The organism is Desulfurivibrio dismutans (assembly GCF_029210385.1).
GTDB lineage: Bacteria > Desulfobacterota > Desulfobulbia > Desulfobulbales > Desulfurivibrionaceae > Desulfurivibrio > Desulfurivibrio dismutans.
The window spans coordinates 20717-45677 of record NZ_JARGDQ010000010.1; the positions used below are offsets into that span (position 1 = coordinate 20717).

Annotated in this window: 24 protein-coding genes and 1 other RNA gene; 15 read left to right on the top strand and 10 right to left on the bottom strand. The window is 59.3% G+C overall.

Features of this window, described 5'->3' with window-relative positions; all coding sequences use genetic code 11:
• The first annotated feature begins 80 nt into the window (after positions 1-80).
• Complete coding sequence (locus tag P0N66_RS11200; protein WP_275805417.1) at positions 81-761, top strand: response regulator; 681 nt, start codon at positions 81-83, stop codon at positions 759-761.
• Between the two features lie 52 nt (positions 762-813).
• Here the strand turns inward: P0N66_RS11200 and P0N66_RS11205 are convergent, their stop codons facing one another.
• From P0N66_RS11205 to P0N66_RS11245, 9 genes are all read right to left on the bottom strand, one after another.
• The gene (locus P0N66_RS11205; RefSeq protein ID WP_275805419.1) at positions 814-1353 is read right to left on the bottom strand and encodes a chemotaxis protein CheW; all 540 of its coding nucleotides are present in this window, start codon (positions 1351-1353) and stop codon (positions 814-816) included.
• Between the two features lie 18 nt (positions 1354-1371).
• A complete protein-coding gene (locus tag P0N66_RS11210) occupies positions 1372-2559 on the bottom strand; it encodes a two-component system sensor histidine kinase NtrB (RefSeq protein WP_275805421.1) in 1188 nt (395 codons plus the stop codon).
• On the bottom strand, positions 2556-4880 hold the full coding sequence (locus P0N66_RS11215) for a bifunctional diguanylate cyclase/phosphodiesterase (RefSeq protein ID WP_275805423.1): 2325 nt from the start codon (positions 4878-4880) through the stop codon (positions 2556-2558). The genes P0N66_RS11210 and P0N66_RS11215 overlap by 4 nt, the downstream gene beginning before the upstream one ends.
• A 14-nt stretch (positions 4881-4894) precedes the next feature.
• Positions 4895-5215: an STAS domain-containing protein gene (locus P0N66_RS11220; RefSeq protein WP_275805426.1), complete on the bottom strand. Its 321-nt coding sequence runs from the start codon at positions 5213-5215 to the stop codon at positions 4895-4897.
• 402 nt (positions 5216-5617) lie between these two features.
• The gene (locus tag P0N66_RS11225) at positions 5618-5989 is read right to left on the bottom strand and encodes a helix-turn-helix domain-containing protein (protein ID WP_275805428.1); all 372 of its coding nucleotides are present in this window, start codon (positions 5987-5989) and stop codon (positions 5618-5620) included.
• Positions 5990-6001: 12 nt separating this feature from the next.
• The gene (locus P0N66_RS11230; RefSeq protein ID WP_275805430.1) at positions 6002-6256 is read right to left on the bottom strand and encodes a type II toxin-antitoxin system RelE family toxin; all 255 of its coding nucleotides are present in this window, start codon (positions 6254-6256) and stop codon (positions 6002-6004) included.
• Positions 6257-6564: 308 nt separating this feature from the next.
• A complete protein-coding gene (locus P0N66_RS11235) occupies positions 6565-7524 on the bottom strand; it encodes a sigma 54-interacting transcriptional regulator (RefSeq protein WP_275805431.1) in 960 nt (319 codons plus the stop codon).
• Positions 7490-8197, bottom strand: coding sequence for a sigma-54-dependent transcriptional regulator (locus P0N66_RS11240; RefSeq protein ID WP_275805433.1), 708 nt, complete (start codon positions 8195-8197; stop codon positions 7490-7492). The genes P0N66_RS11235 and P0N66_RS11240 overlap by 35 nt, the downstream gene beginning before the upstream one ends.
• A gap of 60 nt (positions 8198-8257) precedes the next feature.
• Positions 8258-10813 (bottom strand): MASE3 domain-containing protein, encoded by a 2556-nt coding sequence (locus P0N66_RS11245; protein WP_275805435.1) that lies wholly within the window; start codon positions 10811-10813, stop codon positions 8258-8260.
• 259 nt (positions 10814-11072) lie between these two features.
• Between P0N66_RS11245 and P0N66_RS11250 the strand changes: the two genes are divergently transcribed.
• The 9 genes from P0N66_RS11250 (at position 11073) to P0N66_RS11290 (ending at position 19678) form a co-directional block, all read left to right on the top strand.
• Positions 11073-11618, top strand: a complete 546-nt coding sequence (locus P0N66_RS11250; RefSeq protein WP_275805437.1) for a peroxiredoxin family protein — start codon at positions 11073-11075, stop codon at positions 11616-11618.
• A complete protein-coding gene (locus tag P0N66_RS11255; RefSeq protein ID WP_275805439.1) occupies positions 11615-12163 on the top strand; it encodes a nitrous oxide reductase accessory protein NosL in 549 nt (182 codons plus the stop codon). Before P0N66_RS11250 ends, P0N66_RS11255 begins: the two co-directional genes overlap by 4 nt.
• A 228-nt stretch (positions 12164-12391) precedes the next feature.
• Entirely contained in the window at positions 12392-12688 is a 297-nt protein-coding gene (locus P0N66_RS11260) for a hypothetical protein (RefSeq protein WP_275805441.1), read from the top strand.
• Positions 12685-13962, top strand: coding sequence for an ABC transporter permease (locus P0N66_RS11265; RefSeq protein ID WP_275805443.1), 1278 nt, complete (start codon positions 12685-12687; stop codon positions 13960-13962). The genes P0N66_RS11260 and P0N66_RS11265 overlap by 4 nt, the downstream gene beginning before the upstream one ends.
• 145 nt (positions 13963-14107) lie before the next feature.
• Positions 14108-14920 (top strand): ABC transporter ATP-binding protein, encoded by an 813-nt coding sequence (locus tag P0N66_RS11270; RefSeq protein WP_275805445.1) that lies wholly within the window; start codon positions 14108-14110, stop codon positions 14918-14920.
• On the top strand, positions 14920-16026 hold the full coding sequence (locus tag P0N66_RS11275) for a hypothetical protein (protein WP_275805447.1): 1107 nt from the start codon (positions 14920-14922) through the stop codon (positions 16024-16026). The genes P0N66_RS11270 and P0N66_RS11275 overlap by 1 nt, the downstream gene beginning before the upstream one ends.
• Positions 16027-16115: 89 nt before the next feature.
• Positions 16116-17075 carry a bifunctional UDP-N-acetylglucosamine diphosphorylase/glucosamine-1-phosphate N-acetyltransferase GlmU gene (locus P0N66_RS11280; RefSeq protein WP_275805449.1) on the top strand — a complete coding sequence of 320 codons (960 nt, stop codon included), beginning with the start codon at positions 16116-16118 and terminating at the stop codon, positions 17073-17075.
• A gap of 199 nt (positions 17076-17274) precedes the next feature.
• Positions 17275-18501 carry a hypothetical protein gene (locus P0N66_RS11285; protein WP_275805451.1) on the top strand — a complete coding sequence of 409 codons (1227 nt, stop codon included), beginning with the start codon at positions 17275-17277 and terminating at the stop codon, positions 18499-18501.
• A 13-nt stretch (positions 18502-18514) separates the two neighbouring features.
• Positions 18515-19678, top strand: coding sequence for a PorV/PorQ family protein (locus P0N66_RS11290; protein ID WP_275805453.1), 1164 nt, complete (start codon positions 18515-18517; stop codon positions 19676-19678).
• A 125-nt stretch (positions 19679-19803) separates the two neighbouring features.
• Here P0N66_RS11290 and P0N66_RS11295 read toward each other — a convergent pair whose 3' ends face one another.
• On the bottom strand, positions 19804-20571 hold the full coding sequence (locus P0N66_RS11295; protein ID WP_275805455.1) for a TIGR04219 family outer membrane beta-barrel protein: 768 nt from the start codon (positions 20569-20571) through the stop codon (positions 19804-19806).
• Between the two features lie 311 nt (positions 20572-20882).
• On the opposite strand from P0N66_RS11295, the gene P0N66_RS11300 reads away from it, so the two are divergent.
• The 5 genes from P0N66_RS11300 (at position 20883) to tyrS (ending at position 24954) form a co-directional block, all read left to right on the top strand.
• Entirely contained in the window at positions 20883-21143 is a 261-nt protein-coding gene (locus P0N66_RS11300; protein WP_275805457.1) for a DUF904 domain-containing protein, read from the top strand.
• A 58-nt stretch (positions 21144-21201) separates the two neighbouring features.
• Positions 21202-21498: a cell division protein ZapA gene (locus P0N66_RS11305; RefSeq protein WP_275805459.1), complete on the top strand. Its 297-nt coding sequence runs from the start codon at positions 21202-21204 to the stop codon at positions 21496-21498.
• Between the two features lie 13 nt (positions 21499-21511).
• A non-coding RNA gene (gene ssrS / locus P0N66_RS11310) (6S RNA) lies at positions 21512-21696 on the top strand.
• 481 nt (positions 21697-22177) lie between these two features.
• Positions 22178-23746: a ribonuclease Y gene (rny, locus tag P0N66_RS11315; RefSeq protein ID WP_275805461.1), complete on the top strand. Its 1569-nt coding sequence runs from the start codon at positions 22178-22180 to the stop codon at positions 23744-23746.
• Positions 23743-24954: a tyrosine--tRNA ligase gene (gene tyrS / locus P0N66_RS11320; RefSeq protein ID WP_275805463.1), complete on the top strand. Its 1212-nt coding sequence runs from the start codon at positions 23743-23745 to the stop codon at positions 24952-24954. The genes rny and tyrS overlap by 4 nt, the downstream gene beginning before the upstream one ends.
• Positions 24955-24961: the final 7 nt, after the last annotated feature.

Sequence of the window (24961 nt, forward strand, 5' to 3'; positions counted from 1 at the left end):
GTGGTGGGGGGAGTTTGCGAATAACCGCGTGAGCCCTGATAGACGCCAAGGTCCAGGCTGAACGGGCTTGAGGGCCTTTGATGATGAAAAAGAAGATCAGGCTGGTGGCAGCCGATAGTCAACCCTTGATCCTGGAAGGGATCAGACGAATGGTGGCCAGTCAGGCCGACCTGGAAATGGTTGGCGGGGCGGCCGACGGCCGGGAGTTGCTGCGGCTGGTCAAAAAACTGAAGCCGGATTTGGTTCTCCTGGATCTTTCCATGCCCAATCTGGACGGCCTGGAGGCTCTGCCCCTGCTCAAGGAAGCGTTGCCCACGGTCGGAGTGGTTGTGCTTTCCACGCACGACAAGGAAACTTACGTCCAGCAGACATTGGCCGCCGGTGCCCTGGGGTATGTCCTTAAGACCGACAGTGACGCTAGAGTTCTTGAGGCCCTGCGCCTGACCGCCGCCGGGCAGTATTTTATCAGTCCATCCTTGCGGGAAGAGGTTATCAAAACGTACCTGAATTCCACCGGACGGGAGGAGGTCCCGGAAACCTCCGCCTATGACACCCTGACGGCCCGCGAACAGCAGGTGTTCCGGCTGGTGGTGGGGGGCCGTATCAGCAGGGAAATTGCCGCCACCCTTGGCATCAGCCCACGAACGGTGGAAAAACACCGGGCCAACATTATCCGCAAACTGGAAGTGCGTGATACTTCGGCCATGATCCGCTACGCCATCAAGGTCGGGGTGGTGGACCCCGATCTGTGGGACCATTGAGCGGGGTCCAGCCTCAATCCCTCTGCTTTGTGCCGCAGCACCTGCCTTTCGTTCAGGCCGCGCTGGCCATTTCCGCGGCTTGGGCCAGTTCCTGTTCCCCCAGCACCCGGTCGATATCCAGCAGAATCTTGACCTTGTTGCCGACCTTGGCAATCCCGGCGATGAAACGTTGGTCCAGTTCGGTGCCGAAGGAGGGGGCGGGTTCAATGTCGCCGGTTCTGATGTTCAGCACCTCGGAGACCGAGTCCACCACCAGCCCCATCGCCAGCGGAGTGCCGTGCCGACCGCTGATTTCCACCACCACGATGCAGGTGCGGTCGGTGGGCTCCTCGGCGGCCATGCCGAAGCGCCGACGCAGGTCGATAACCGGGATCACCTTGCCCCGCAGGTTGATCACCCCCCGAAAATGTTCCGGCGTGCGAGGAATGGCGGTCACCGGCATCAGCCCGATGATCTCCCGGATCTGGATGATGTTGATGCCATATTCCTCCAAGCCCAGGCTGAAGGTCAGGTACTTGCTGATCTGGTTGCTGTTGGCCGCCAGGGCCTGTCGATCGTCATTCTGCCGCTCGGCATAGGTGGTGGTGGTCATGGTGGTTCTCCTTGTGGGTCACGGTTGCAAACGTTTTTTATCTTTTTTCCCTTGTCCAGAATTTGGTTGATTGAAGGCAGCATCCTCGACCGGGGCTGCACTGCGGGGCAGCCAGACGCTGACCGTGGTGCCTCGCCCCGGTTCGCTGGTTACCGCCACGGCGCCGTCGGCCGCCTTGACGATGCCATGCACCACCGCCAGGCCCATGCCGGTGCCTTCCCCCCGGTTCTTGGTGGTGAAGTAGGGCTCGAAGATCTTATCCTTGATGGCCGGGTCGATGCCCTCGCCGTGGTCGGTCACCGTCAGCAGCAGGTAGTCCCGGTCGGCTGCCAGTTCGGCCGGTAGCGCCGCGTGCCGTTTCAGTTGCCACTCAGCCAGGGAGATGGTAACGATTCCGCCGTGCCGGCGGGTGGCGTGGGCGGCGTTGGTGGCCAGGTTGATGATCACCTGCAGCATTTGAGTGGGGTCGGCCTCCACCGCATCGTGGTCGGTGTCAATCCGGTAATGTAGTTCAACGCCGGCGGGCAAGGCCGAGCAAAGAAATTTGACCCCCTCCTTGATTACCCCGCCCAGGTGCAGGGGTTGCGGTTCATGGGGTTGCCGCCGACTGAAGTCGAGGATCTGTTTGACCAGTTGCCGGGCCCGCAACGCCGCCTGGCGGATCTGCTGCAGGTTGCGGTGGACGGGATCTTCCGGGGCCAGCCGCGCCAGCGACATCTCGGTCCGCATGATGACGGGAGTGAGAATATTGTTGAAATCGTGGGCGATCCCGCCGGCCAGCACCCCGATGGACTCCATCTTGCGGGCCTGAAAAAGTTGGGCCTCCATCTGTTTACGTTCGCTGAGATCGCGGAAGACCACCACCGCGCCACGGCCGGCCGCTCCGGTGTCCGGCAGCGGGGTGACGGTAAGTGAAACCGGGAAACCCTCGCCGTTGCGGCGCCAGAACCATTCCTCCTCCGCGTGGCGTTTTGCACCGTCCTGCAAGGTTTGCCAGACCGGGCAATCGGTTGCCGGGTAATCCGTACCGTCGGGCCGGTGATGATGAAAAAGCCGATGCTGGTTCCGGCCCAAGATTTCTTCAGCGGAAAAACCCAGCATTTTCAGGGCCGCCGGGTTGATAAAGGTGCAGTGCCCCGCCGCGTCGACCCCGTAAACTCCCTCGCCCATACTGTCCAGCAGCAGAACGGCATCGATTGATTTCATGTAAATTTTCCGTGATGGTTCAAGAGGGCTTCCAGTTGTCCGGCGGGCAGGGCCCGGGCGAAGATCCAGCCCTGGTAAGAGGTGCAGTGGTGCCGGTGGAGAAATTCCAGTTGCTCTTCGCTCTCCACCCCTTCGGCCACCGCTTCCAGGTTCATGCTGGCGGCCAGGCCCAGCACCGCCTTGACGATGATGCGGTTGCTTTCATCCAGGGTAAGGTCGCTGATGAAGCTGCGGTCGATTTTGAGCTGGCTGATGGGCAGCGATTTCAGGTAGGCCAGGGAGGAATGGCCGGTGCCGAAATCATCCAGGGCCAGGCTCAGGCCCAACTCGCTTAGGCTGTGGAGTTGGCGGGAGGCGGCGTTGATGTTGTCCATGGCCGCCGTTTCGGTGATTTCCAACTCCAGCCGGTGGGCCGGGGCGCCGGTGGCGGCCAGGATGTTGGCCAGGCGGTTGACCAAATCCGGCTGGCGGAACTGCTGGGGCGAGAGGTTGACCGCCATTTTCAGCTCCCGCCCGGCGGCGTGCCAGTCCGCCAGTTGCCGACAAGCGGTGTGCAGCACCCAGTCACCCAGGGGGACGATAAGGCCGGTGGCCTCGGCCATGGGGATGAAACGGTCGGGTCCGACCTGGCCCAGCTCCTCGTCGTGCCAGCGCAGCAGGGCTTCCACCCCGATGATCCGGCCGTCGGCCACCGCCACCTTGGGCTGGTAGTGCAGTTCCAACCGGTTTTGCTCCAGGGCCGTTTTAAGTTTGTGGTGCAGCACCAGGTCGTCCTGGTGGCGGCGGTTGAGTTCCCGGGCGTAAAATGAATAGGTGCCGCGGCCGGCCTTTTTGGCCTGGTACATGGCCATTTCCACGTGGCGCAGCAGGGTTTTGTCATCATCGCCGTCGTCGGGGAAGCAGGCGATGCCGGTGCTGCCACTGATTAAGATGTTCGGCGTGCTGTCGGTGTGGACGGGGGTTTCCAGGGCGGCCAAAAGCTGCCGGGCCACTTCGGCGCTTTCCCGGCATTCCTTGATGTTCGGCAGCAGGATGACGAATTCGTCGCCACTGAAGCGGCCTACGGTGCCGTCGCCGTCGGCCAGGGTTTCTTGCAGGCGCCGGGCGATAACCCGCAGCACCTCGTCGCCGGCGGCATGGCCGAAGTTGTTGTTGATCGCCTTGAAGTTATCCAGATCCAACTGCAGTACCGCCACCGGCCGTTCTTCTTTGGCGGCCCGGTGCACCGCCTGGCGCAGGCGGTCCTGGAACAGCTCGCGGTTGGGCAGGCCGGTGAGCCGGTCGTGGGTGGCCTGGTGACGCAGTTGCTCCATGGCCTGGGTCACTTCCCGTTCAGCCTTACGGGTGACGGTGTAAAGCAGGGTCAACAGGGCACCCAGCAGGATGGCCGCCATGGCCAGATTGGCGATGACGGTTTGCCGGAAGGCACCCATCAAGGCGGTGGCGTCGTAAAGAATCACCAGGTCGGCCACGTCGCGGCCGGCGGCGTCGTGCTGATGGATGATCCCGCCCCATAAGCGTTCATTGCGATGGGGCAAAAAGAGCTTGGCTGGGCCGTCAAAGTCATTGTGGCCGGTGCGCAACCACTTTTGCAGGCCGGCGGGCAGCCGGGAAGCGGTCTGATGGGCAATGACCAGGTCGGGATAGTCGTCCCAGTTGCCGCTGAAGGCGAACTTTTCCCGGCCGGCGGTGAAATTCTCCTGGCTGGTGTATTCCTTGCGCAGCACGCTGACCATTTGCACCTGTAAAATATTGGCCATTTCCTGTAGCAGGTGTTCAGTTTCCATGCCAAGCTCAATGAAGCCCAGCAACTCGTCGCCATCGTACCAAGGGATGACGTAGCGCAGGGTCAGGGTGGCCGAGGAACCGAGTTCCAGGCCGTGGGCGGCTTGGCCGGTGGTGGCGGCCTGGAGCATGGTATGGCGGTTGATGGTGCCGCCGGTTTTGCTCGGATTGTACGGGCGCAGAAAGACCGACCGGTCCGGCTCCACCAGGTAGAAATGAGTGATTTTGAAATCCTCGAGCATGGCGGCGGCCAGGGGTGCGGTCAAATGCAGCAGCAGTTCCCGGTCGCGGCGGCCCCAGGCGGCAGTCAGTTCGAGGTTTCGGCTCAGGTGCTTGGCGTGGGCCTGCAGGATCCGGGTCTGCTGGCTAAGCAGGTGGGTCCGGTAGTCACGGCCCTGCTCCATGAGCCGGGACATGCTGGCCCGCGATTGGCTTTTGGCCAACTGGTACTGGAAAAAACCCCAGAACACCAGGCCCAGCAGAATGGCGATGGCCATGGGGGTCAGAATCCAGGTTTTGAAACGGGCGACGGACATTGGCGGATTCCTCTTCAGGCCGTAAATTCCTGGCCGGCCACCCGGAACAGGGTGTGGAACTCCAGTTCGTTGAAAAGGTTAAAAATGGGATCAGGCAGGTTAACCACAGCCAGATTGCCGCCGGAATTGGCCAACCATTTGTAGAAGAGCAGGAGTTTACCGATCCCGGCGCTGCCCACCCGCCCAACACCGGCAAAGTCGAGTTCCACCTCGCGGATATCGGCCAGGTCCAGGCTGCGGAAGTGGTCCCGCAGGCGGACAGCGTTTTTCTCGTCCATGGTGCCTTGCAGAATGATTCTGATCTGGTTGCCTTTGCGAAGCGTACTGATTTCCATGGCGGTTCCTCCTGGGTAAGTTGATTCGAATGGCTTGCTTGGCAAAGGAAACCTGCAAGGGGTGTGCCATGGTAGCAAAGAAATTATTTTTTCTAAAAAAGAATATAATTACAGTAAGATAATAAAATAACGGGGAGCTGCCGGGGGGAACTGAGTGGTGGTTGCAAGAGGGTTTTGGCATGGGGTGCCAGGCTTTGGCATTTCATGCCAAAATTTGGCGTGAAAGGACAACGGAGTAGTACTTGCGGCACAACCCTGCCCTGCATCATGGTACTGTTTGTTGCCGTTCCTTTGGGGGAACCCGCAAAAGACCCGCCGCCGCAAGGGGTGCTTGCGCGGCGGCGGGTTTTTTTTTGCGGTGCGGTCGCCACTCCTCGCCGCCTCGCTTTGAGGTGCTCGGGGTTATACGAGATCGTCGATTGATACGCGAAGAATGGCGGCGATGCGCTTGAGCGTATCAATGCCGCCCTCGCGGGCACCGGTCTCAATCTGCGATAGATAGGAGGTGCTGATGCTTGCCCCGGCCGCAAGGTCGCGAGCGGATACCCCCCGATACTCGCGCCAGACCCGGATCTTGTTTTCCCCATCAAGGATGCGGTTCGCCATTTCGGCGGGGAGCAACTCCTCTTCGCCCGCCGCCAGCCGACGCTGAAAATGGTGAATCGTCGCGACGTCTTCGCGATCTTCGATGGTGTCGAGCATGGCCAGGTAATCGGCCTCGGGGATTACAACCAGGCGCTCTCCCCCGGTGGTGGTGATGATCTGTTCGTGCATGATCGTCTGCTCCTAATCATAGGCGACGCCACGCGGCGCGACCTTAATGACGGCGATGACTTCGCCGGTTTCCGAAAAAATAACCCGCCAGTCGCCAACGCGGAGACGAAGGTAACCAGCAGCCCCTTTCAACGCCTTGATATTGTTGGCCAAACTCGCCGGCTTCGCGGCATATTGCTCGATCTTGGCTCGAACCAAACGGGCGGCGTCGGCGGGCATTCGACTCAACGTCTTCAAAGCATCCCGGCTGTAGGTGATTTTTTTCATCTCGATAATATTAGCTAACAGCCAACATGAAGTCAAGAAATATAGTTGCTATCAGCCATCACTACCCGAAGATTTCTCTGTCACCGCGTGCTGGGATTGCCCCCGTCATCACGGCTCGGTTACCGTTCCCCGCCGCCGTTTTTGGCGTTCTGTTGGGTCATGGAGGAGATTTCTTCCAGGGGGGCGGAGGTTTCCTCACTTTGGCGTCGGATGCGAACAATGTGGCAGTCAGAGGGGCCGGTTAAGGGGCATAATTCGGCGGGTTCTCGTGGCCAGGCACTTTCGCGGGTGGTGGTAGCAAAAATATCTTATTTAAGCCGGTGCTTGCGCAGCAGCCGGTAGAGCTGGGACAGGGACAGACCGGAGAGGGCGCAGGCCTGTTGCATGTCCTTGTTGGTCCGGCTCAGCAAGGCGGCAAGATAATCCTGTTCCAGTTCTTTGATGGCCGCCTCGCGGGCCGCCTGCAGCCCTGGCAGCGGTTGGCCGTCGGCAAAACGCCGGCCGTTCGGCTCGGCGGCGGTTCGATCGGGCGGAGCCGACAAGGTTGCCGAGGTTGACGGGGATGCCGAGGATGACGAGGATGACGGGGATGACGGGGATGACGGGGTCGGCGGGGATGGGGAAACCGACGAGGCGGCGGCCGGATAGAGCGGCGCCTCGGTGGCCTGATGTGGCCTGTGCTGGTGAGTTAGGGACCGGGCTTGATCCTGGCCGGGCAAAAGATTGTCGGAGGCGGCCCCCGCTTCCATTCGGCAATCATTCTGTACCTCGAGGGACTTGGCCCTGGCCCGGATCTCGGCGGGCAGATGAATGCTGTAAAGGATGGATTCATCACCGGCGTGGGCAAAAGCGGTGGTGATGACGTTAATCAACTCCCGGACGTTGCCCGGCCAGTCGTATTGCTGCAGGGTGGCCAGAAACTGGGGGCAGAGACCCTTCACCGGCCGTTGGTTGTAGCGACACAGCTTGGCCAGATGGGCCATGGCCAGGTCGATCACATCCTCGCCCCGCTCCCGCAGGGGCGGCAGTTGGCAGTTGAAACCCCGCAGGCGGAAGAGCAGATCCTGGCGAAAGGTTTTATGGGCCACCATCTCTTCCAGGTCGCGGTTGGTGGCGGCCACCAGGCGGAAGTTGCTGACCCGTTCCTTGGCGCCGCCCACCGGGCGAAAGCGCTGTTCCTGCAGCACCCGCAGGAAAACCTTTTGTGCCGCAAGGGGCATTTCCCCCACCTCGTCAAGAAAGAGGGTGCCCTGATGGGCCTGGGCCAACCAGCCCGCTGCGGCTCTGGTTGGCGCCGGTGAAGGTGCCCTTTTCGTGGCCGAACAGGATGCTTTCCACCAGGGTGGGGGGCAGGGAGGCGCAGTCCACGATGACGAAGTTGTGGCCGGCCCGTTGGGAGTTTTCGTGGATCAGCCGGGCAAAGAGTTCCTTGCCGGTGCCGGTCTCACCGGTGATCAGCACCGGGGCATCGGTGGCCGCCGCCTTGCCGGCCAGTTCCAGGCACTGGTTGAGAGCCGGACTTTTACCGATAATTTCCCCCCGGTGCAGGGCTTTAGCGGCGTTCTGGCCGTTTTTACGGCGGCGGTACTGCAAGGCCCGGTTCAGCGACAGTTCCACCGATTCCACCGACAACGGCTTGCGGACGTAATCCCAGGCGCCGTTGTGGATGGCCTGGGAAGCGCCGGCGCTGGAGCCCTCGCCGGTGATGATGATCACCTCGGGAGCGGTTTCATGGTTGCGGATGGCGCCGATGGCCTCCAGGCCGCTGCCGTCGGGCAGGTTGACATCGAGAAAGACCAGATCGGGCCGGGCCTGCTCCAGTTTACCCATGGCCTCCTGCAGGCGCAGGGCCACCACCGCTTCGTGTCCCTGGGAAGAGACGAAGTCGGAGAGCACGCTGCAGATCATCGGGTCGTCGTCAACCACCAAAATTCGAGCCATTAACATTTCCCCCAAATGTCGATATGCGATGTTACCTGATATTTTCAGGTAACCGGAACCTTATTGTTCATGGAAGCCGTTGCCCCGGTGCAGCTGCCGGTTATCCAGCACCCGGCGGATTTCCGTGGCCAGTACCTCCTGGCGTAAGGGCTTCATGATCAGGGCCGAGATGCCCATGGCCACCGCCGCCGCCTCGTCGATGCGGCTGCTGTAGCCGGTGCAGAGAATAATCGGCAGATCCTCCCGGATCACCTTGGCGGCGGCGGCCAGTTCGGTGCCCTTGAGCTTGGGCATGCTGTAGTCGGTGAGCAGCAGATCGAAGTTTTGGCCCTGCTGTTGGCGCAGCATTTCCAGGGCCTCGATGCCGTCATCGGCGGTGGTGAGCCGGTAGCCGATGCCGGTAAGCCCCGCCACGGCGGCCTCCAGCACCGCCGGTTCGTCGTCCACCAGCAGGATATGCTCACCTTTGCCTTGCGGTATCACCGGAGAGTCCGGGGTAACATCGACCTCGCCGCCCAGGCCGGGCAGAAAGATTTCAAAGTTGGTTCCCCGGCCGGGAGTGCTGGCCACCATGATGCGGCCGCCATGTCGGCTGACAATGCCGTGGACCACCGGCAACCCCATGCCGGTACCCTGGCCCTTTTCCTTGGTGGTGAAGAAGGGGTCGAAGAGCTTGGGCAAATGTTCCGGTTTGATGCCGCTGCCGGTGTCCTGCACCGTCAGCTTGAGCCAGTGCTGCTCCTGGTCGGCCCGCCGGAGGGCTCCGGGGTGGGAAGCCGCATCTTCCGAGGTGGCCGGGATCAGGGTGCAGGTGCCGTTTTCGGTGGTGTTCAGGGAAAAGGTCCGGTTCTTACCGCTGATGTCGGCAACTCCTTCTGTTGCTTTTGGTGTCCTGGGCGGTGGTCCGTCGGCCTCGTCCAGGCTGATGGTCAGGACTCCTTCCTGGTCACCCATGGCATGAATGGCGTTTAAGGAAAGATTCATGAGTACCTGCAGCAGTTGGGTGGGGTCGGCGGCCAGGCTGTCGCGGTCGGTGTTGATCCGGTACTGCAGGTTGATGTTGGCCGGCACCACCGACTGCAAAAACTTGACCGCCTCCTTGACGATCATGCTCAGCTTCACCAGCATGGGTTCATGCTGGCCCTGGCGGCTGAAATCCAAAATCTGTTTGACCAGGTTGGCGGCCCGTTCCGCTGCCAGGCGCACCTGCTCCAGGCTGTTGGTCAGTTGCGGGTTATCCCCGGCGTTTCTTAAAGCCAGTTGGGTGTGCATCATGATGGGGGTGAGAATATTGTTGAAGTCGTGGGCAATACCGCCGGCCATCAGGCCCATGGCACTCATCTTGTCGGTTTGCAGCTCCCGCTCCTCCATCTGCTTGCGCTCGGTGACATCCAGCACCGTGCCCATCATCCGCATCGGTTGCCCGGCTTCATCGCGTTCCACCTCCGCCTGTTCGTGCACCCAGCGTTCGTTGCCGTCGGCCAGCACCAGGCGATGTTCGATGCTGTAGGGTTGTTTGCCGGCCAAGGCCTCGTTGACCGCCTGTTGTACCGCTTGCCGGTCTTCCGGGTGCACGTAGTTAAGAAAGGCGTCGTAGCTGGCCCCGAATTCTTGCGGTGCGACCCCGAAAATCCGGTAAACCTCGTCGGACCAGTTCAGGGTGTTGTCGGTGATGTCCCATTCCCAACTGCCCAGATGAGCGATGCGTTGCGCCTCAAGCAGGCGGGCGTGACTCTTGCTCAGGGCCTGTTCCGATTCACGTTGTTGCTGTTGAACTTTTTCCAGCAGGTTGTATGGCCGGTGAATGTTTTCAATGAAAATCGCCCGGTAGAGCAGCAGGTAGCCCGCCACCTTGTACAGATGGCCCAGGAGAATCGGCCCGTCGCTGATGGTCTGGTAGATGGTGAAAAACAGGCCGCTGGCCGCCAGCAGCAGCAGCGCCGGAGCCAGAAAAACCCTGATGGAGGGCGAAAAACGATGCCGGTAGCGCCACAGCAACGCCAGGGTGAGCAGGTGCAGGACGATAAAGAGCCATTCCAGGGCCACCTTGAAGGTGGTCAGTCCGGTTTCGGGATGATAGGTGGCCGGTATCCATTCGGGGCGAAAAACGCCGATGAAGCCAAGAATAAAGGTGTAGGTCAGGCAGAGACACAAGGCCGTGCGCCGGCGCGGTTTGCGGTGCGGCCAGAGCAGGGGGGTGAGGACAAAGGCCAGCAGGGCCGCGGCGGCCAGCAGGCGGGCGCCCAGCCACAGCACCACCGTCTTGTGCATGGTGTTGGGAGTTAAAAAATCTCCCATGCCGGGGTAGGAGACGGTGTGCAGCAGGTCCAGCATGCCTACCCCGAGAAAGGCGCAGGCCAGGATAATGCCGCCGCCGACACGCTGACGGTCCAGGGTATGGTAGCCCACGGCAAAGATCAGCAGGGCGACGGCGATGGCAAAAATTTCGCAGGCGGCGTGCACGGCCAGGTAGACGGGCTCGGACATAAAGTCGGGGGGTTGGAACGCCCCCGCCCAGACCAGCACCGCAAAGGCCGCCAGCAGCAGGACCAGCAGATGACCAAAGTGCACCGTTTTACGGTTATCATCTGTGATGGCCGGCAAAAAAATCGGCAAACCCTCCTCCTGTTCCCCAGGTTTGACGCAAACTTGTACCACTGATAACTGCTATTGAAATCCCCTGGTTACGATATCGGCAAACTTAAGCCGGGTCAACATTAATTAATGTGTTATTTTGTAAGGCCGGCGGTTGATTGGCTGTTGCCGGGTGAGGGATGAATAATTTTCTGGAATCACCGGGCGCATTCGGCTAGATTCAAAATTCTGTCCGAGATGCCGGGTTTTGTTATTTGGATATTTATATGGAGATATTTCGATGATGGCTGTACTGGCCGGTCGTCAGACCGGAAAAACAAAATTCATCGGTGGCCGTCGACTGTTGTTGTTGCTGGTGGTTGGCTCACTGCTTTTTTGGACTGCCTGTGGTAAAAGTGAACGGCGCTTGCAATTGGGTGACCCGGCGCCGGATTTTACCGCTACGGATCAGTACGGTAATACCATCCGGCTGGCCGATCTGGCCGGCGGGCCGGTGGTGCTGCGTTTCTGGTCGGTGGATTGCAAGTACTGTCGGGCCGATACACCGATTTTCAATGACTACTACCGGCGCTACCAGGACCAGGGGCTGACGGTTATTTATATCAGCCTCAACGAAGATCAGGAGATGGTCCGGCGTTTTATTGCCGATTTGGAGATCGAGTTTCCGGTGATCATCGACCAGGGGGGCCGGATTGCCGAAAAATACCGGATCAAGTTGGATCCCCAGGCGGTGTTCATTGATCCCGATCACAAGCTGGCCACCGCCGTGCTGGGGGGCGTTGGAGAAGAGGAAATGGCAAGACTGCTGGGAGGTTATCTGCAATGAACAGACACATGATTTTTTCGGCGGTGGCCGGCCTGGTGCTGGCATTGCTGTTACTGTTGCCGGCCGGCGGCCTGGCCGGCGAGGAAGAGGCTGCAACCGGCCGGGGAGCGGAGTTACCGCCGCCGGTGGAAAACCTCAGTCAGCGGGAGAAATGCCCGGTCTGCGGCATGTTTGTCGCCCGTTACCCGGAATGGATCAGTCAGTTGCACTTGGACGATGGCAAAGCCCATCATTTTGACGGCATGAAGGATCTGCTGGCCTACTACTTTAATCCGGAAAAATTCGGTGGCCGGGCCGATGCCGTAGTTAAGGCGATCTGGGCCAAGGATTATTACACCCTGCAGTGGGTGGAGGCCAGTCAGGCCTGGTTTGTGGTGGGCAGTCGGGTGCATGGCCCCATGGGGCATGAATTTATTCCCCTGGCCTCGCGGGAAGCCGCCGAGGCCTTTATGCGGGATCACCAGGGCGAGGAGATTATGACCTTTGACGAGATCACCGCCGAGCGGGTCCAGAACATGCGCACCGGCCACCGTATGGGCCGGTAAACGCCCGGCAGCACCGCATCTTGCGGCGATCGAGGCGGCTTGCGTACTTGGGTACGCGGTGCCGCCTCGCTTGCCGCAACCTGCGGCACTGCCGTGCGTTTACCTTTATCTTGGGGGGCTGGGCAACGTCAAATTTGCTTGGCGTCTGGACGGTTGCCGCGGCCCCCACCCCCCCCTGGCCACAACCAAAATTTTACTTTTTTCAGTTCGTTTCATGAAGGAGGTTCCATGCGTCCTGTTGCCGGGATTGGATTGGTTTTGCTGGTTTTGCTGTTGCTGGTCGGGGGGCTGTTGGGTCATGGACGGGAGCTGGCGGCCCGGCAGGCGGCGGTTGGGCCGCGCCTGGCGATTCTGGTGGCCGGTATGGGGCTTACCGACCTTTGTTTGTCCACCGAGGCCCGTTATACCCGGCATCCGGCGGTCAGTGATCCCGTTGCCCCTTTTATGAGTCATCCCGGGGCCATCGAACATTTTCCCACCGGTTCCTTCTGGGCCCCGCCTCCGGCTTACCGGCGTCAACCATGAAATGTTTTCTTGCCAAACAGTTCAACCTGCTGGATTTCGCCTTCTCTTCGCTGTGGCGGCGGCGTCTTAAAAACGGGGCGGTGCTGCTGGTCTTTGCCGGGGTAATCTTTCTGGTGGCCTCTTTTCATCTGGCTACTACGGCGCTGACCGCTACCGCCGAGCGGCTGCTGGCGTCGGCGCCGGATATCGTCATTCAAAATATGGCCGCTGGCCGGCAGGAGTCGGTGCCGCTGGCTTACGAGCAGGAACTGGGCGGGCTGTTCGGTATCAAAAAAGTGGTCCCCCGCATCTGGGGCTATTATTTCGACGAGATCAGGGGGGCCAATTTCACCGTGCTGGGGGTGGACCCGGCCCGGATGCCCCTGGGGGAGCATTTGGGACAAACTTTGGCGGTTGGGGTGTTCCCGGGCGCCGGGGTGAGCGGGGAGGGGGCGGCCGCCGGTAATGCGCAAGTAGGTACGGCAACTGGAGATGGTGCAGCCGAGCCGGTCGACCAGGTTGCCGCCGGGGTGGCGCCGGCGGTTCTGGGCAGCCTGGTCAGTGCGTCCTTGGAAGTCGGAAAGGGTGACTATTTCTCCCTTTTTCGCCCCGATCTGTCGTTGAAAACCTTTGCCGTCAGCGGCCTGTTCCGGGCCGATGGCGACCTGCTCAGCGGTGATTTGATCGCCCTGCATCTTGATGAGGCCCGTGATCTCTTTCAAATCCCCTCGCATCTGGCCACCGATCTTTGCGTTTATGTCTACAACCCGGCGGAGATCAACAATATGGCCCGGCGCATCGCCGAGGCCCTGCCCGACACCCGGGTGCTGACCCGGGAGCAGATTCAGCGCACCTATCAGGCGGTGTTCGGCTGGCGCAGCGGTTTTGCCGCCGTGTTGCTGCTCGCCGCCCTGGCCGCCTTTGTCATCCTGGCCTGGGACAAGGCCTCCGGATTGTCGCCGGAAGAGCGGCGGGAGGTGGCAATTTTAAAAATCGTCGGCTGGGAAACTCCGGACGTGTTGGCCTTGCGCTGCTGGGAGGCCCTGCTGGTGGCCGGTTTTGCCTTCCTGCTGGGGGTTATCGGCGCCTGGATACACGTGGTCTATTTCGATGCCGGGCTTTTCCGGCCGGTGATGGTGGGATGGTCGGTGATTCACCCCGGCTTTGCCCTGGTGCCTCGGATTGAGGCCCAAGACGTGCTGCTGCTCTTCAGCCTCACCGTGCTGCCCTATCTGGCCGCCACCGTGATTCCCACCTGGCGTTGCGCGTCAGTACCGGCAGAAGACGCCTTATGATGCGTAATTGTCCAGCAGCACCGCAGATTGCGGCGATCGGCCCGGCTTGCGTACCCGTGGTACGCGGCGCCGGTCTGCTTGCCGCAATCTGCGGCACTGCTGAACGATTACGGAGCGAAGATGAAACTTGGTTGAAAGATTTTCTATGATGCTGGTTGAACTGGAGCGGGTTAATAAGATTTATAACAAGGGCAAGGCCAACGAGGTTTGGGCCCTGCGGGATGCCGACCTGCGGGTTGGGGAGGGCGAGATGGTGTGTTTGCGGGGGCCCAGCGGTTCGGGTAAGAGCACCCTGCTGGCCATCATCGGCTGTGTCTTTCCGCCCAGCAGCGGCCGGGCGGCCATTGCCAGGCGGCAACTGGCCCGGCTGCCGGATCGTTTTCTCACCATCCATCGCCGGCAAACCATCGGCTTTATCTTTCAGCGTTTCAACCTTCTGCCGGCCTTGAGCGTGCGGGACAATATCACCTTGCCGTTGCTCCCCCTGGGGGTTTCCCCCAGTGAATGCCGCCGGCGCGCCGGGGTGCTGCTGGAGCGCCTGGGGATTGCCCACCGGGAGAATTTTCCCGTGCGCATGCTTTCCGGCGGCGAGCAGCAGCGAGTGGCCATCGCCCGGGCCCTGATCAACGACCAGCCCCTGGTACTGGCCGATGAACCTACGGCCCACCTGGACAGTGCCTTGAGCCGGGAGTTCATGGCCATCATGGCCGACCTCAAGGCCGCCGGCAAGACCATTATCGTTACCTCCCACGATCCGCTGGTGGCCGAACATCCGGTGATCGACCGGGTGGTGGAGGTCCATGATGGGCGAGTGTTGCCGGCAGCCGCCGGCCCGCCGGCCGGTGACTCTTCGGTAACTGATCACGGGTGCCACGGTGTAAGCGGTCACGGGGTGCCGCAAGATGGGGTGCCCGGTGATCGCTTGCACTCCCCGTCTTCGGTGGGAGGTGGCGGCTGATGCTGCTCAACACCTGGTCGCTGGCGTTAAGCCTGGGCAGCCTGCTGGTGGTTTTTCTGCTGACGGTGGCGGCCATCAGCGCAGTGCGGGTGCTGCGCCACTGGAACCCGGCCAGCGATGACGAACGACAGATCAGCCTGGAGAGTGAAATCTGGCTCTCTTCCACCCTGGTGGCCTACGCTCTGATCATTCAGATCATCAGTCTGGTGCTGCTGGCGCTGGCCGCCGACGAGTTTGCCGGGGTGATCACCGGCGCCATGTGCGCCACCGGCACCCTGCAGGTCAACGAATTCGGCCTGCCATCCCTGCTGGTCAAACTGGCCGGGGTCTTTTTTTACGGCTTCTGGCTGGTGCTTCATCGCCTGGATGTAAGTTCCGAGCATTATCCCCTGGTCAAGGTCAAATGCTGGTACCTGCTGGCGCTGCTGCCGCTGGTGGCCGTCGATATAACTCTGCAGTCCATGTATCTGCTCCATATCCATCCCGATGTCATTGTTTCCTGTTGCGCCGTGGTGTTCAGCGCCGGGGCCGGAGACGGCCAGTTTTTTGTGGAACTGGCCGGTGACCGGCTGGTGCCCTGGTTCTATGGCGCATTGGTGGTGCTGGTCCTGCTGGGCGGCGTTCTGGCCTGGCGTTTGCGGCCTCCGGTCGATCATTGGCAGGGGGCGGCGACCATACCGCCCCCTGCGCCGTTTCCCGGTTTTCGTTCCTTTTCGCTGTTGGCAGCCCTTTATGGCCTGGCCTGGCTGATTTTTTTGCCCCTGGCCCTGCTGACCATTACCACCGTGATTTCGTCGTACATTTATGCCATGCCTTTCCATAATTGTCCCTTCTGTATCCTCAAACAGGAGTACGCTTATATCGGTTTCGCCATTTACGGCACCCTGCTGGCCGCCGCTTTTTTTGCCCTGTCCGCGCCTCTGGCCGGGTTGCTGATTGGTCGCTTTTCCGGCTCCGGCACCTCGGCCAGGGAGGACCGCGAGGGCTTGATTGTGCCGCGTTATCAAAGCCTGGCGGTACGGTGGTCGCTGTTTTTGCTGCTGCTGTTTGCTTTTTTCTCCTCTTTTCATTACCTGCGCTATCTTGTCATGGGTGGTGAGGTTTGAGCGGATATGATAGTCTGCCCCGGCAGCACCTGTTGAAGATGTGCCCGTATGGCAACCACTGTTAACCCCCTGAGCAACAAGAGCCAAAGATGACCGATTCCAAACTTCATGTCCTGATACTGGCGGCGGGCAAAGGCACCCGGATGCGCTCAACCCGGGCCAAAGTGCTCCATGAGATTTTTTTTGCCCCGATGATCGTCCACGTCCTGGAGGCGGTGGCCGCCCTTGAACCGGCCTCCACCTCGGTGGTGGTGGGCCATCAGCGGCGGGAGGTGATGGCGGCCCTGGCCGGTCGGGACCTTGAGTTTGTGGTCCAGGAGCAGCAGAACGGCACCGCCCACGCGGTGCTGGCCGCTGCCCCGGAATTGCGGGAGCGTGCCGGCACCCTGCTGATTCTCTGCGGCGACACTCCCCTGGTAACCCCGCAAACCCTGCAGGATATGCTGGCAGCCCACCGGCAGCGGGGCGACAAGCTGTCGGTGATGACCACCCGGATAGCGGATCCTTTTGGTTATGGCCGGATTGTCTGCGACCGGGCCGGCCGCCTGGAGCGCATTGTCGAAGAAAAAGACGCTACCGCCGAACAGCGGCTGATTAAGGAGATCAACGCCGGGATTTACTGCGCGGAGATCGACTTTCTCTTTCCGGCCCTGGCCCGGGTGGGCAACGACAACCGCCAGGGGGAGATGTACCTTACCGATATTGTGGAAATCGCCGTCCGCGAAGGCCTGCGGGCCCACAGCTACTGCTGTGCCGATCCCGATGAACTGCTGGGGGTCAACTCCCGGGTGGAACTGGCCCGGGCCCACGCTCATTTGCAAAGACGCCGCAACCACGAACTGATGCTCGCCGGGGTAACCATGTATCAGCCGGAAACCATTCAGGTTGCTCCCGGGGTCAGCATTGGCCGAGACAGTGTTATCCATCCCCACGTTACCATCAGCGGTTCCAGCCGCATCGGGGTTGGTTGTACCATCAACTCCTTTAATTTGTTGCACAACTGCGATTTGCCCAACGGCGCCGAGGTGGCCCCATTTCACCGTGAGTAAAGGAATTGCTTTGGTTGCAAGGTCTGTTTGGTGACTTTAATTATCGTTGACAGCCACCAGTTGCCTGTTGTAATTATCAACAGATTGTAATTTTTTTTGACGAGTTGTTAGTCCATTAACTCTGAAATCCGTCGGTGGCCTTCACCAAACCATGGGTTAGGGGCTGGCCGCAGCGGTTTGCAGACAGAGGAGGGAGCACATGCAAAAGTACAAGGGAAGAGAACTGTTATCGGGCCTCGCACTGCTGCTGGGGCTGCTTTTGTTGCTCGGCGGCTGTTCGGGCGACAAAAACTCGGAGGAAGCCTGTCGCTATGACGCGCTCATGGCCCTGAACCAGGGTAACTACGACAAGGCTTTGAACCTGCTGGACAAATCTGCCTGCCGGTCGGCCTTTTCCGAAGAGGAACTGCTGCTGAACCGGGGCGCCGCCTACATCGGCCGGGCCGGCTACGATATCCTCGATCTGGTTAAAGAGATTGTCAATGTCGATGACGATGATGGTGCCAAAACCGACGCCCGTTTGATCGAAGCCTTTGCCAGTCGGGCCAGCGGTAGCGGGATGAATGACCTGGATCGGGCCACCGGCGCTTATCGGAAAATGCTGCTGGATGAAACGCTGGTTGGCGATACCATCAGGGCGGCCTGCAAAGAGGCCGAACAGCGGAACTTAAGCGATTACCAGAAAGATGCCTGTTTTAACAACGGTTTGCTGTCGGCGGCCAAGGCCGCGGCCACTTTCTCTCTGCTTTTCGGGGGTGAAGAGGGGCTTGAGGAGCTTAAGGCCTGGTTGGATAAAAGTGACGACCTGGCCTGCAGTGTTGATCGTAATCAGGATGACAGGGCTGATCAGGGGCAAATCACCTCCTGTGCCCTTAAGGTCGCCAAAGACCCCACTGATGATTGTGGTAGTGCCACCATTAATGGGGCAAAAGGGGCAGGCCTCACCTTTACGCCGGAAAATGGTGATCCAGTGAGCCTGATCCCCGTCAAGGTTGATATCACCATCGACGGCAACTGTCTTGACGAGGTAGCAGACCAAACGGGAGTCGTTGGTAACAAGTTCAGCCGTTACCGGATGCTTTCCGAGGTGGACGCCGGTTCCGGTGTTTATACCGTGGCCATTGTCGATACCAAGGGGTTTTGCCGGGAGGACATGACTTCCTGTGATAGTCCGGATTACGCCGCCGATATTGCCAACAACACCTGCTGGCCCTGCCCGGTAATTAACGATGACGGCGAACTGCTGACCATGACCGACACCCTGGTAACGGCCCTCAATGAAGACGTTGACTCTCTCATCGAGATGCTGCCCCAGGATGAACGCGAAGATGTCGAAAAAGACGTGGGCGAGTTTCGCGCCGAGATTTGTGGCGCCCCCTGCGATGAAATCACTGAAGATATGATCATAGATTACCTGTTGCGGTAATTAGGAGGCAGAGATGAAAAAAGTTTATTCTTTTTCCAAGGTCGGCGTTGCCGCTTTGATGGTTGCCGCAGGGGTCTTGGTTTCCGGCCAGGCCATGGCCAGAAGCAGCTATGATTACCCATATCTATATAAAGATTCCCGGGTGATGGGCATGGGCGGGGCCAGTGTGGCGGTGGGGGGTAAAAACAGCTCCGTTTTTACCAACCCGGCTGGGATTGGTCGCCTGGACGGCGGCTTCACCGTTGATTTGGTGCCGGTTACTTTCAGCTACGGCAAGACCGCCAAGGATTTCGTCGATGACATGGATGATGCCATGGATATCGATGACGATGATGAGCAACTCGATGCCGTGCTTGATGTGTTGGGCGATTATCGGGGCAAAAACGGCCATTTCGCCCTGGAAACCTTTCCCGCCGTGGGCTGGCGCGGGCAAGCGGTGGCCCTCAATATCGGCTATCTGGGGTCGGCCAAGGTTGATATGAGAAGCCATCAGGGTTACGGCAGCGAAGGGTTGCTGGAGGTGGACGGCCGCCTGGTGCATGGCCCGGTGTTCGGCGGCGCTTATGAACAGTCCAACATCCGGGGGATTACCACCTACGGGGCCTCGGTCAAATTTCTTTCCATGGAGCGCCTTGATCGTTCTTATTCCGCCCGGGGTATCATCGACCTGGTGGACGATGATGATTACGAACTGGAAGACGATCTGGAAGACGGCAGCGCCGTCGGTTTTGACCTGGGAGTCATGCATGATTTTCAGCGTGAGCACCCGTTAAGCCCCACCGTCGGACTGTCCGTGCTGAATTTTGGTGATACCAGCTTCGGCAAAGCCGGTACCATCCCCATGACCGTCAACCTGGGGGTGTCGGTCAGTCCCGAGATTCGCTATTTCAACCGCCTGGTACTGGCCGCTGATTACGTCGACCTGTTCAACAACTACGAAGAGGACAGCGACTTCATGAAGCGGGTGCGCCTCGGCGCCGGCCTGCACATCTGGGACCGGCGCTGGTCAACCCTGGAAGTGCAGGCGGGACTTTACCAGGGCCATTATACCTTCGGCGCCGACCTGCGACTGGCCATCCTCAGTCTCGGTTTTGTCACCTACGCCGAAGAGCTGGGGGCCTATTCCGGCCAGGATGCTGACCGGCGCTACATGCTCAGGATGAATATCGGTTGGTAACCAGGCTGCTGTTGCCGCTGTTCACTTAACAAAAATCGGCGCCGCCATGGTTTGGCGGCGCCGATTTTTGTTTTCGCTGGTTGGTGTTACCCAACGAGCTTGTTTTGGTGGGACGGCGTTACCGCCTAGAAAGTAAAACCGGTCTCCAGGAAGGGGCCGCTTACCTTCAGGCTGCCTTCGATATCCCGGGCGTCGATCTTGATGTCCTGGTACCGCCAGCCGGCTGCCGCAAAAACCGGGCCGGTAATTTTGGCCTTGAGGCGGGCCACCAGGTCAAGGTAGCGATTACCGCTGTAAGTTATGTAACGCCCTTCCAGATCCAGGCCGAAGCGGTCCACCGGCGAGATCTGAACCCCGGCATAGAGCATGGGTACCGTCAGGGTGGCGCTTTTGGATTCCTTGAAACCGGTGTCCGGCTGGTCGATTTCGGCCTTCAGAGAGACAAAACGAAGGTTCAGGCCCAAATCGATGTTGACGGTGCCCAACGTGGCCAGCCCCGTCAGTGGCACCCCATAATAGAGTGCTACGTCGTACTGGTCCAGGGTCAGTTTAGATTTGAAATCCACATCGGCGTCAAAAGTTTGGTCGCCGAACTGAAAATTCACCGATTTGTCACCTTTGCCGGAAAACTCCATGGGCGTGGCCTGCAGGTAGATGTTGGGGATGATCGGCAGTTCCAGTTTGGCACGCCCCAGAAAACGGCTTTCCCGGTCAAATCCCGCATCCCGCTTCAGATCAACCAGGTCGCTGGACGAATCGATCTCGTAGCCAATATCACCGGACGGGCTCTGGGACCATACCCCCACCGCCACCTCAAATCCCAGTGCCAGGGCCTTGGCCGGCAGCGCTAACAGTATTATCGCTGCCAGCAGGCAGGTTGTTTTCTTCATCATTACCTCCTTAATACAAATTGATGGTAGATTTCGGCGGATGCCAGGGAAAAGGCCTGCGGTTCCCGCCCGTCCAAGAAGTTCCTCTCGCTCCTGATCATACCGGTTTTCAAGGTCTCAGTCGAGGGTCTTTGTTGTTGGCGCCCGACGACTTTTATGTTGCCCGGTTGACTGGTGAAAAACCTTGACCGGTGCGGTGGGCCAAGGTAGATTGCATCACTGTCGTGTTTTCTTAATAACCTGCGGCAGGTGTCCGGTTTTTCGTGCTTGTTGTTGCTTGAGCAGGTGCCTGTCTCCATTCTGGAGTATTTATCATGAGTCATGAAGAAAACCTTAATCGTCTGGAAAGTATTGTTAACAACCTGCTTGCCAAACTGGACAGTGTGGCGGCGGAAAAGCAACAGTTGCTGGAGCAGTTGCAGCAGCTCGGTGCCGAAAAGAGCGAGCTGCAGCAGGAGGTGGCCCGCTTGCGTGAGGAAAAAGACCAGGTGCGCCACCGGGTCAGCGACATCATTGAATCCATTGAGCAATGGGAAAAGAAAGCATCCGGATCATCCGGACCTGAGGCTGCTTAACCTTTGCTATTGCTAAGCGCCGCAGTTTTTGGTAACCCTTAGCTAACGGGAGTGGAGCTTGGAACGCTTGGTTAAATTCGAGGTGCTCGGCCAGGAGTTTCCACTATATACCGACGCTCCGGAAGAGGATGTCCAGGAGATACTGCACCTGGTTAAAACGCAGCTGGAAGAAGCCAGCCAGGGAGGCGGTTCCCGGGGGTTACCGGCCAACAAGGCCGCCATTCTTACCAGCCTGAACATGGCGAGCCAATATGTTCGCCTGAAAAGAGAATTTGCCGAGTACCGGCAGTTGGTTGAAAGCTCCTTTGCGCGGTTGGCGGACCGTATCGAAGAAACCGCGGTCGCAACGGAGTGATGAGGAAACCGTTTTTCCCCTGCCTTGTTGGTGTTTGGACGGATAATTTCGAGCCAACATTGACATTGAGGGTGACCTAAGCTGTTTCCGGCAAGGAAGTCGGCTCCGGCCGAATTCCTTAAACGAGACGCAGGTATCGCCCACCTAACTCAGTTAGGTTCGATGTCACCGCCCGAGGACGGCAATGGCGGGGGATTTTTTGCAGTTTCAGCCCGGTGGCCGGGTTCAGACCGAGGCCGGGTTTTACATATGTTGTGCTTGGGAGAGAGAGGAAGAAGTGTTTTTTAAGCGTGGCGGCCGAAGTTGGTAACTGGTCGCGACGTCCGGCAATATTCAGGGCACGGTGGAGCGGGTGTTGTTCTTGGATGGTTTTCCGGGGAGCCCCTCTTAGGCACTATGTGCACCGTGGTTTTTTTGAACCCTGTTATCCAGGTTTTACTTTAATTACATGATGCCGAGGTGGACGGGAAGGGCAGTGGCGCGTTCCCGCCACTGCCGGTTCCGCGCCATTATTGGGAAACCGGCCCGCTCCTGCCTCCGTGCCACCGTGTATTAAAGTAAGGCCGGTTAGCCGCTTTCCTGTCTTTTTTTCTTCCTCCTCTCTTTATATTTAGTGGCCTTGTTCCACACTCTTCGTATTTTTTGCGAAGCTGTCCACTTTAACCAAGGGAGGATTCCCGTGTCCGATAGTATAATTGTAGCCTTAATCGCCGGGCTGGTGGCTCTGGCTGTCGGGGTGGCCGCAGGGTTTTACCTGCGTAAATTCATCATCGACAGCCGCCATGAGGACGCCGAGGCCCAGGGGCGCAAACTGGTGGAAAACGCTCTGGCGGAAGCCGAGCGAATCAAAAAGGAAGCGGTGCTGCAGAGTCGGGATGAGTGCCTGCAGCTTAAACAGGAAGCGGAAAAAGAGATCCGGGAGCGTAAAAAAGAGGTTTCCGAAGAAGAAAAACGGCTGATCCAAAAGCTCGACCAGATAGAGCGTAAGATCGAGCTGCTGGACCAGCGGGAGATGGAGCTTTACAAAAGAGAGCAGAATCTGACCAAAGAAGAAGAAAAACTGGCCGGGCGTAACCAGGAAATTGACCGCCTGGTGGAAGAGCAGCGCAGCCAGTTGGAAAAAGTCGCCAGTCTAAGCCGGGAAGAGGCCAAGCAGAAACTCATTGAAAGTATTGAGAGCGAAGCCCGGATGGAAGCGGCCAAGGCGGTGGTCAGGATTGAAAACGAAATGAAAATGAAGGCCGATCGCAAGGCCAAAAACATCCTGGCCCTGGCTATTTCCCGCTATGCCGGGGATTACGTGGCGGAAAAAACCGTCTCCGTTGTTCCCTTGCCCGGCGATGAAATGAAAGGCCGCATCATCGGCCGGGAAGGTCGCAATATCCGGGCCATTGAAGCGGCCACCGGAATCGATGTGATCATCGATGATACTCCCGAGGCGGTGATCCTGTCCGGCTTCAACCCGGTGCGTCGGGAAGTGGCCAGGATCGCCCTGGAGCGCTTGATTGCCGACGGTCGCATTCATCCGGCCCGGATTGAAGAGGTGGTCAACAAGGTGGCGGAAGAATTGGAAGTGGGGATGCGGGAAGCCGGGGAACAGGCCACCTTCGATGTCGGCGCCCACGGGGTCAACCCCGAACTGATCAAGCTGCTGGGGCGGCTCAAGTACCGGACCAGCTACAGTCAGAACTGTTTGCAGCACTCCCTGGAGGTGGCCTTTCTCTGCGGGGTTATGGCCTCCGAGTTGGGGCTCAATGTCAAGCGGGCCAAGCGGGCCGGTTTGCTTCATGATATCGGCAAGGCGGTGGATCACGAGGTTGAGGGCTCTCATGCCAGCATCGGGGCTGATTTGGCCAAAAAGTATGGCGAGTCGCCGGAGGTGGTGCATGCCATCGCCGCCCATCACGAAGATGTGGAACCGGACGGGATTATTGACATCCTGGTGCAGTCCGCCGATGCCCTTTCCGGGGCGCGGCCCGGGGCCCGTAAGGAGATGCTGGAATCTTACGTTAAACGTCTGGAGGACCTGGAGAAAATCGCCAACGGTTTTAAAGGGGTGGATAAATCCTACGCCATTCAGGCTGGGCGGGAGATCCGGGTGATCGTGGACTCGATCAAACTCAGCGATGTCGAGGCGGCCATGGTGACCAAGGATATTGTCAAAAAAATCGAAGAAGAGTTGACCTACCCGGGCCAGATTCGGGTCACCGTGATTCGTGAAAGCAGAAACGTAGAGTACGCCAAGTGAACATCGACCAGCAAGTTACCTATCTTTCCCGGGGGGCGGTGCAGGTGGTCTCTCCCGAAGATCTGCGCAAAAAGCTCCTGCGGGCCGAGGAAACCGGCGAACCTCTGCGGGTTAAGGCCGGTTTTGATCCCACCGCGCCGGATCTGCACCTGGGTCATACGGTGCTGGTCCAGAAGATGAAGCACTTTCAGGATATGGGTCATCAGATTCTTTTTCTGATTGGTGATTTCACCGGTCGCATCGGTGATCCCACCGGTAAATCGGAGACCAGAAAGCCATTGAGCGCCGAAGATGTGGCCCGCAATGCCGAAACCTATAAAGAGCAGGTTTTCAAGATTCTGGATCCCGACAAAACCCGGGTGGTGTTCAACTCCTCCTGGCTTAACCAGCTTTCCTCGCAGGATTTCATCAAGCTGGCGGCCCAGCTCACCGTGGCCCGGATGCTGGAGCGGGAGGACTTCAAACAGCGTTTTACCAATGAAAAGCCCATCGGCGTGCATGAATTTCTCTATCCTCTGATCCAGGGTTACGATTCCGTGGCCTTGCATGCGGATATCGAACTTGGCGGTACCGATCAGCTGTTCAATTTGCTGACCGGTCGCGATTTGCAGCGGGTCTGGGGCCAGGAGCCGCAGGTGGTGATTACCATGCCCCTGCTGGAAGGCCTGGACGGGGTCAACAAGATGAGCAAGTCGTTGGGTAACTACATCGGTATTTGCGAAAGCCCCGATGATGTTTACGGCAAGACCATGTCCATGCCCGACAGCCTGATGTTCCGTTATTATGAACTGCTCAGTGATTTCAGCCCCGAAGAGATAGCCCGACTCAAGGCGGAAATGGAGGCCGGTCGGGCTCATCCCAAGGAGATCAAGCAGCAGCTGGCCCGTGAACTGACCGCTCGTTTCCATGATTCTGAGGCCGCCCAACGGGCCGCAGCCAATTTCGACAAGGTTTTTAAACAGCATGAACTGCCGGAGGATCTGCCGGAAATCACCCTGCCGGCCGCTGACGAGGCCGTCTGGTTGCCCCGTTTGCTGGTGCAAGCAGGTCTGGTTAAGGGCACCGGCGAGGCCCGGCGGATGATTTCGCAGCAGGCGGTCAGCGTCAACGGAGAGAAGGTGGCCGAGGTGGAAGCAACCGTCGCTGCCGCCGGTGAAGTTTTGCTGAAGGTGGGCAAGCGCCGTTTCTGCCGGGTGCGGTTCAGTTAGGCTGCCA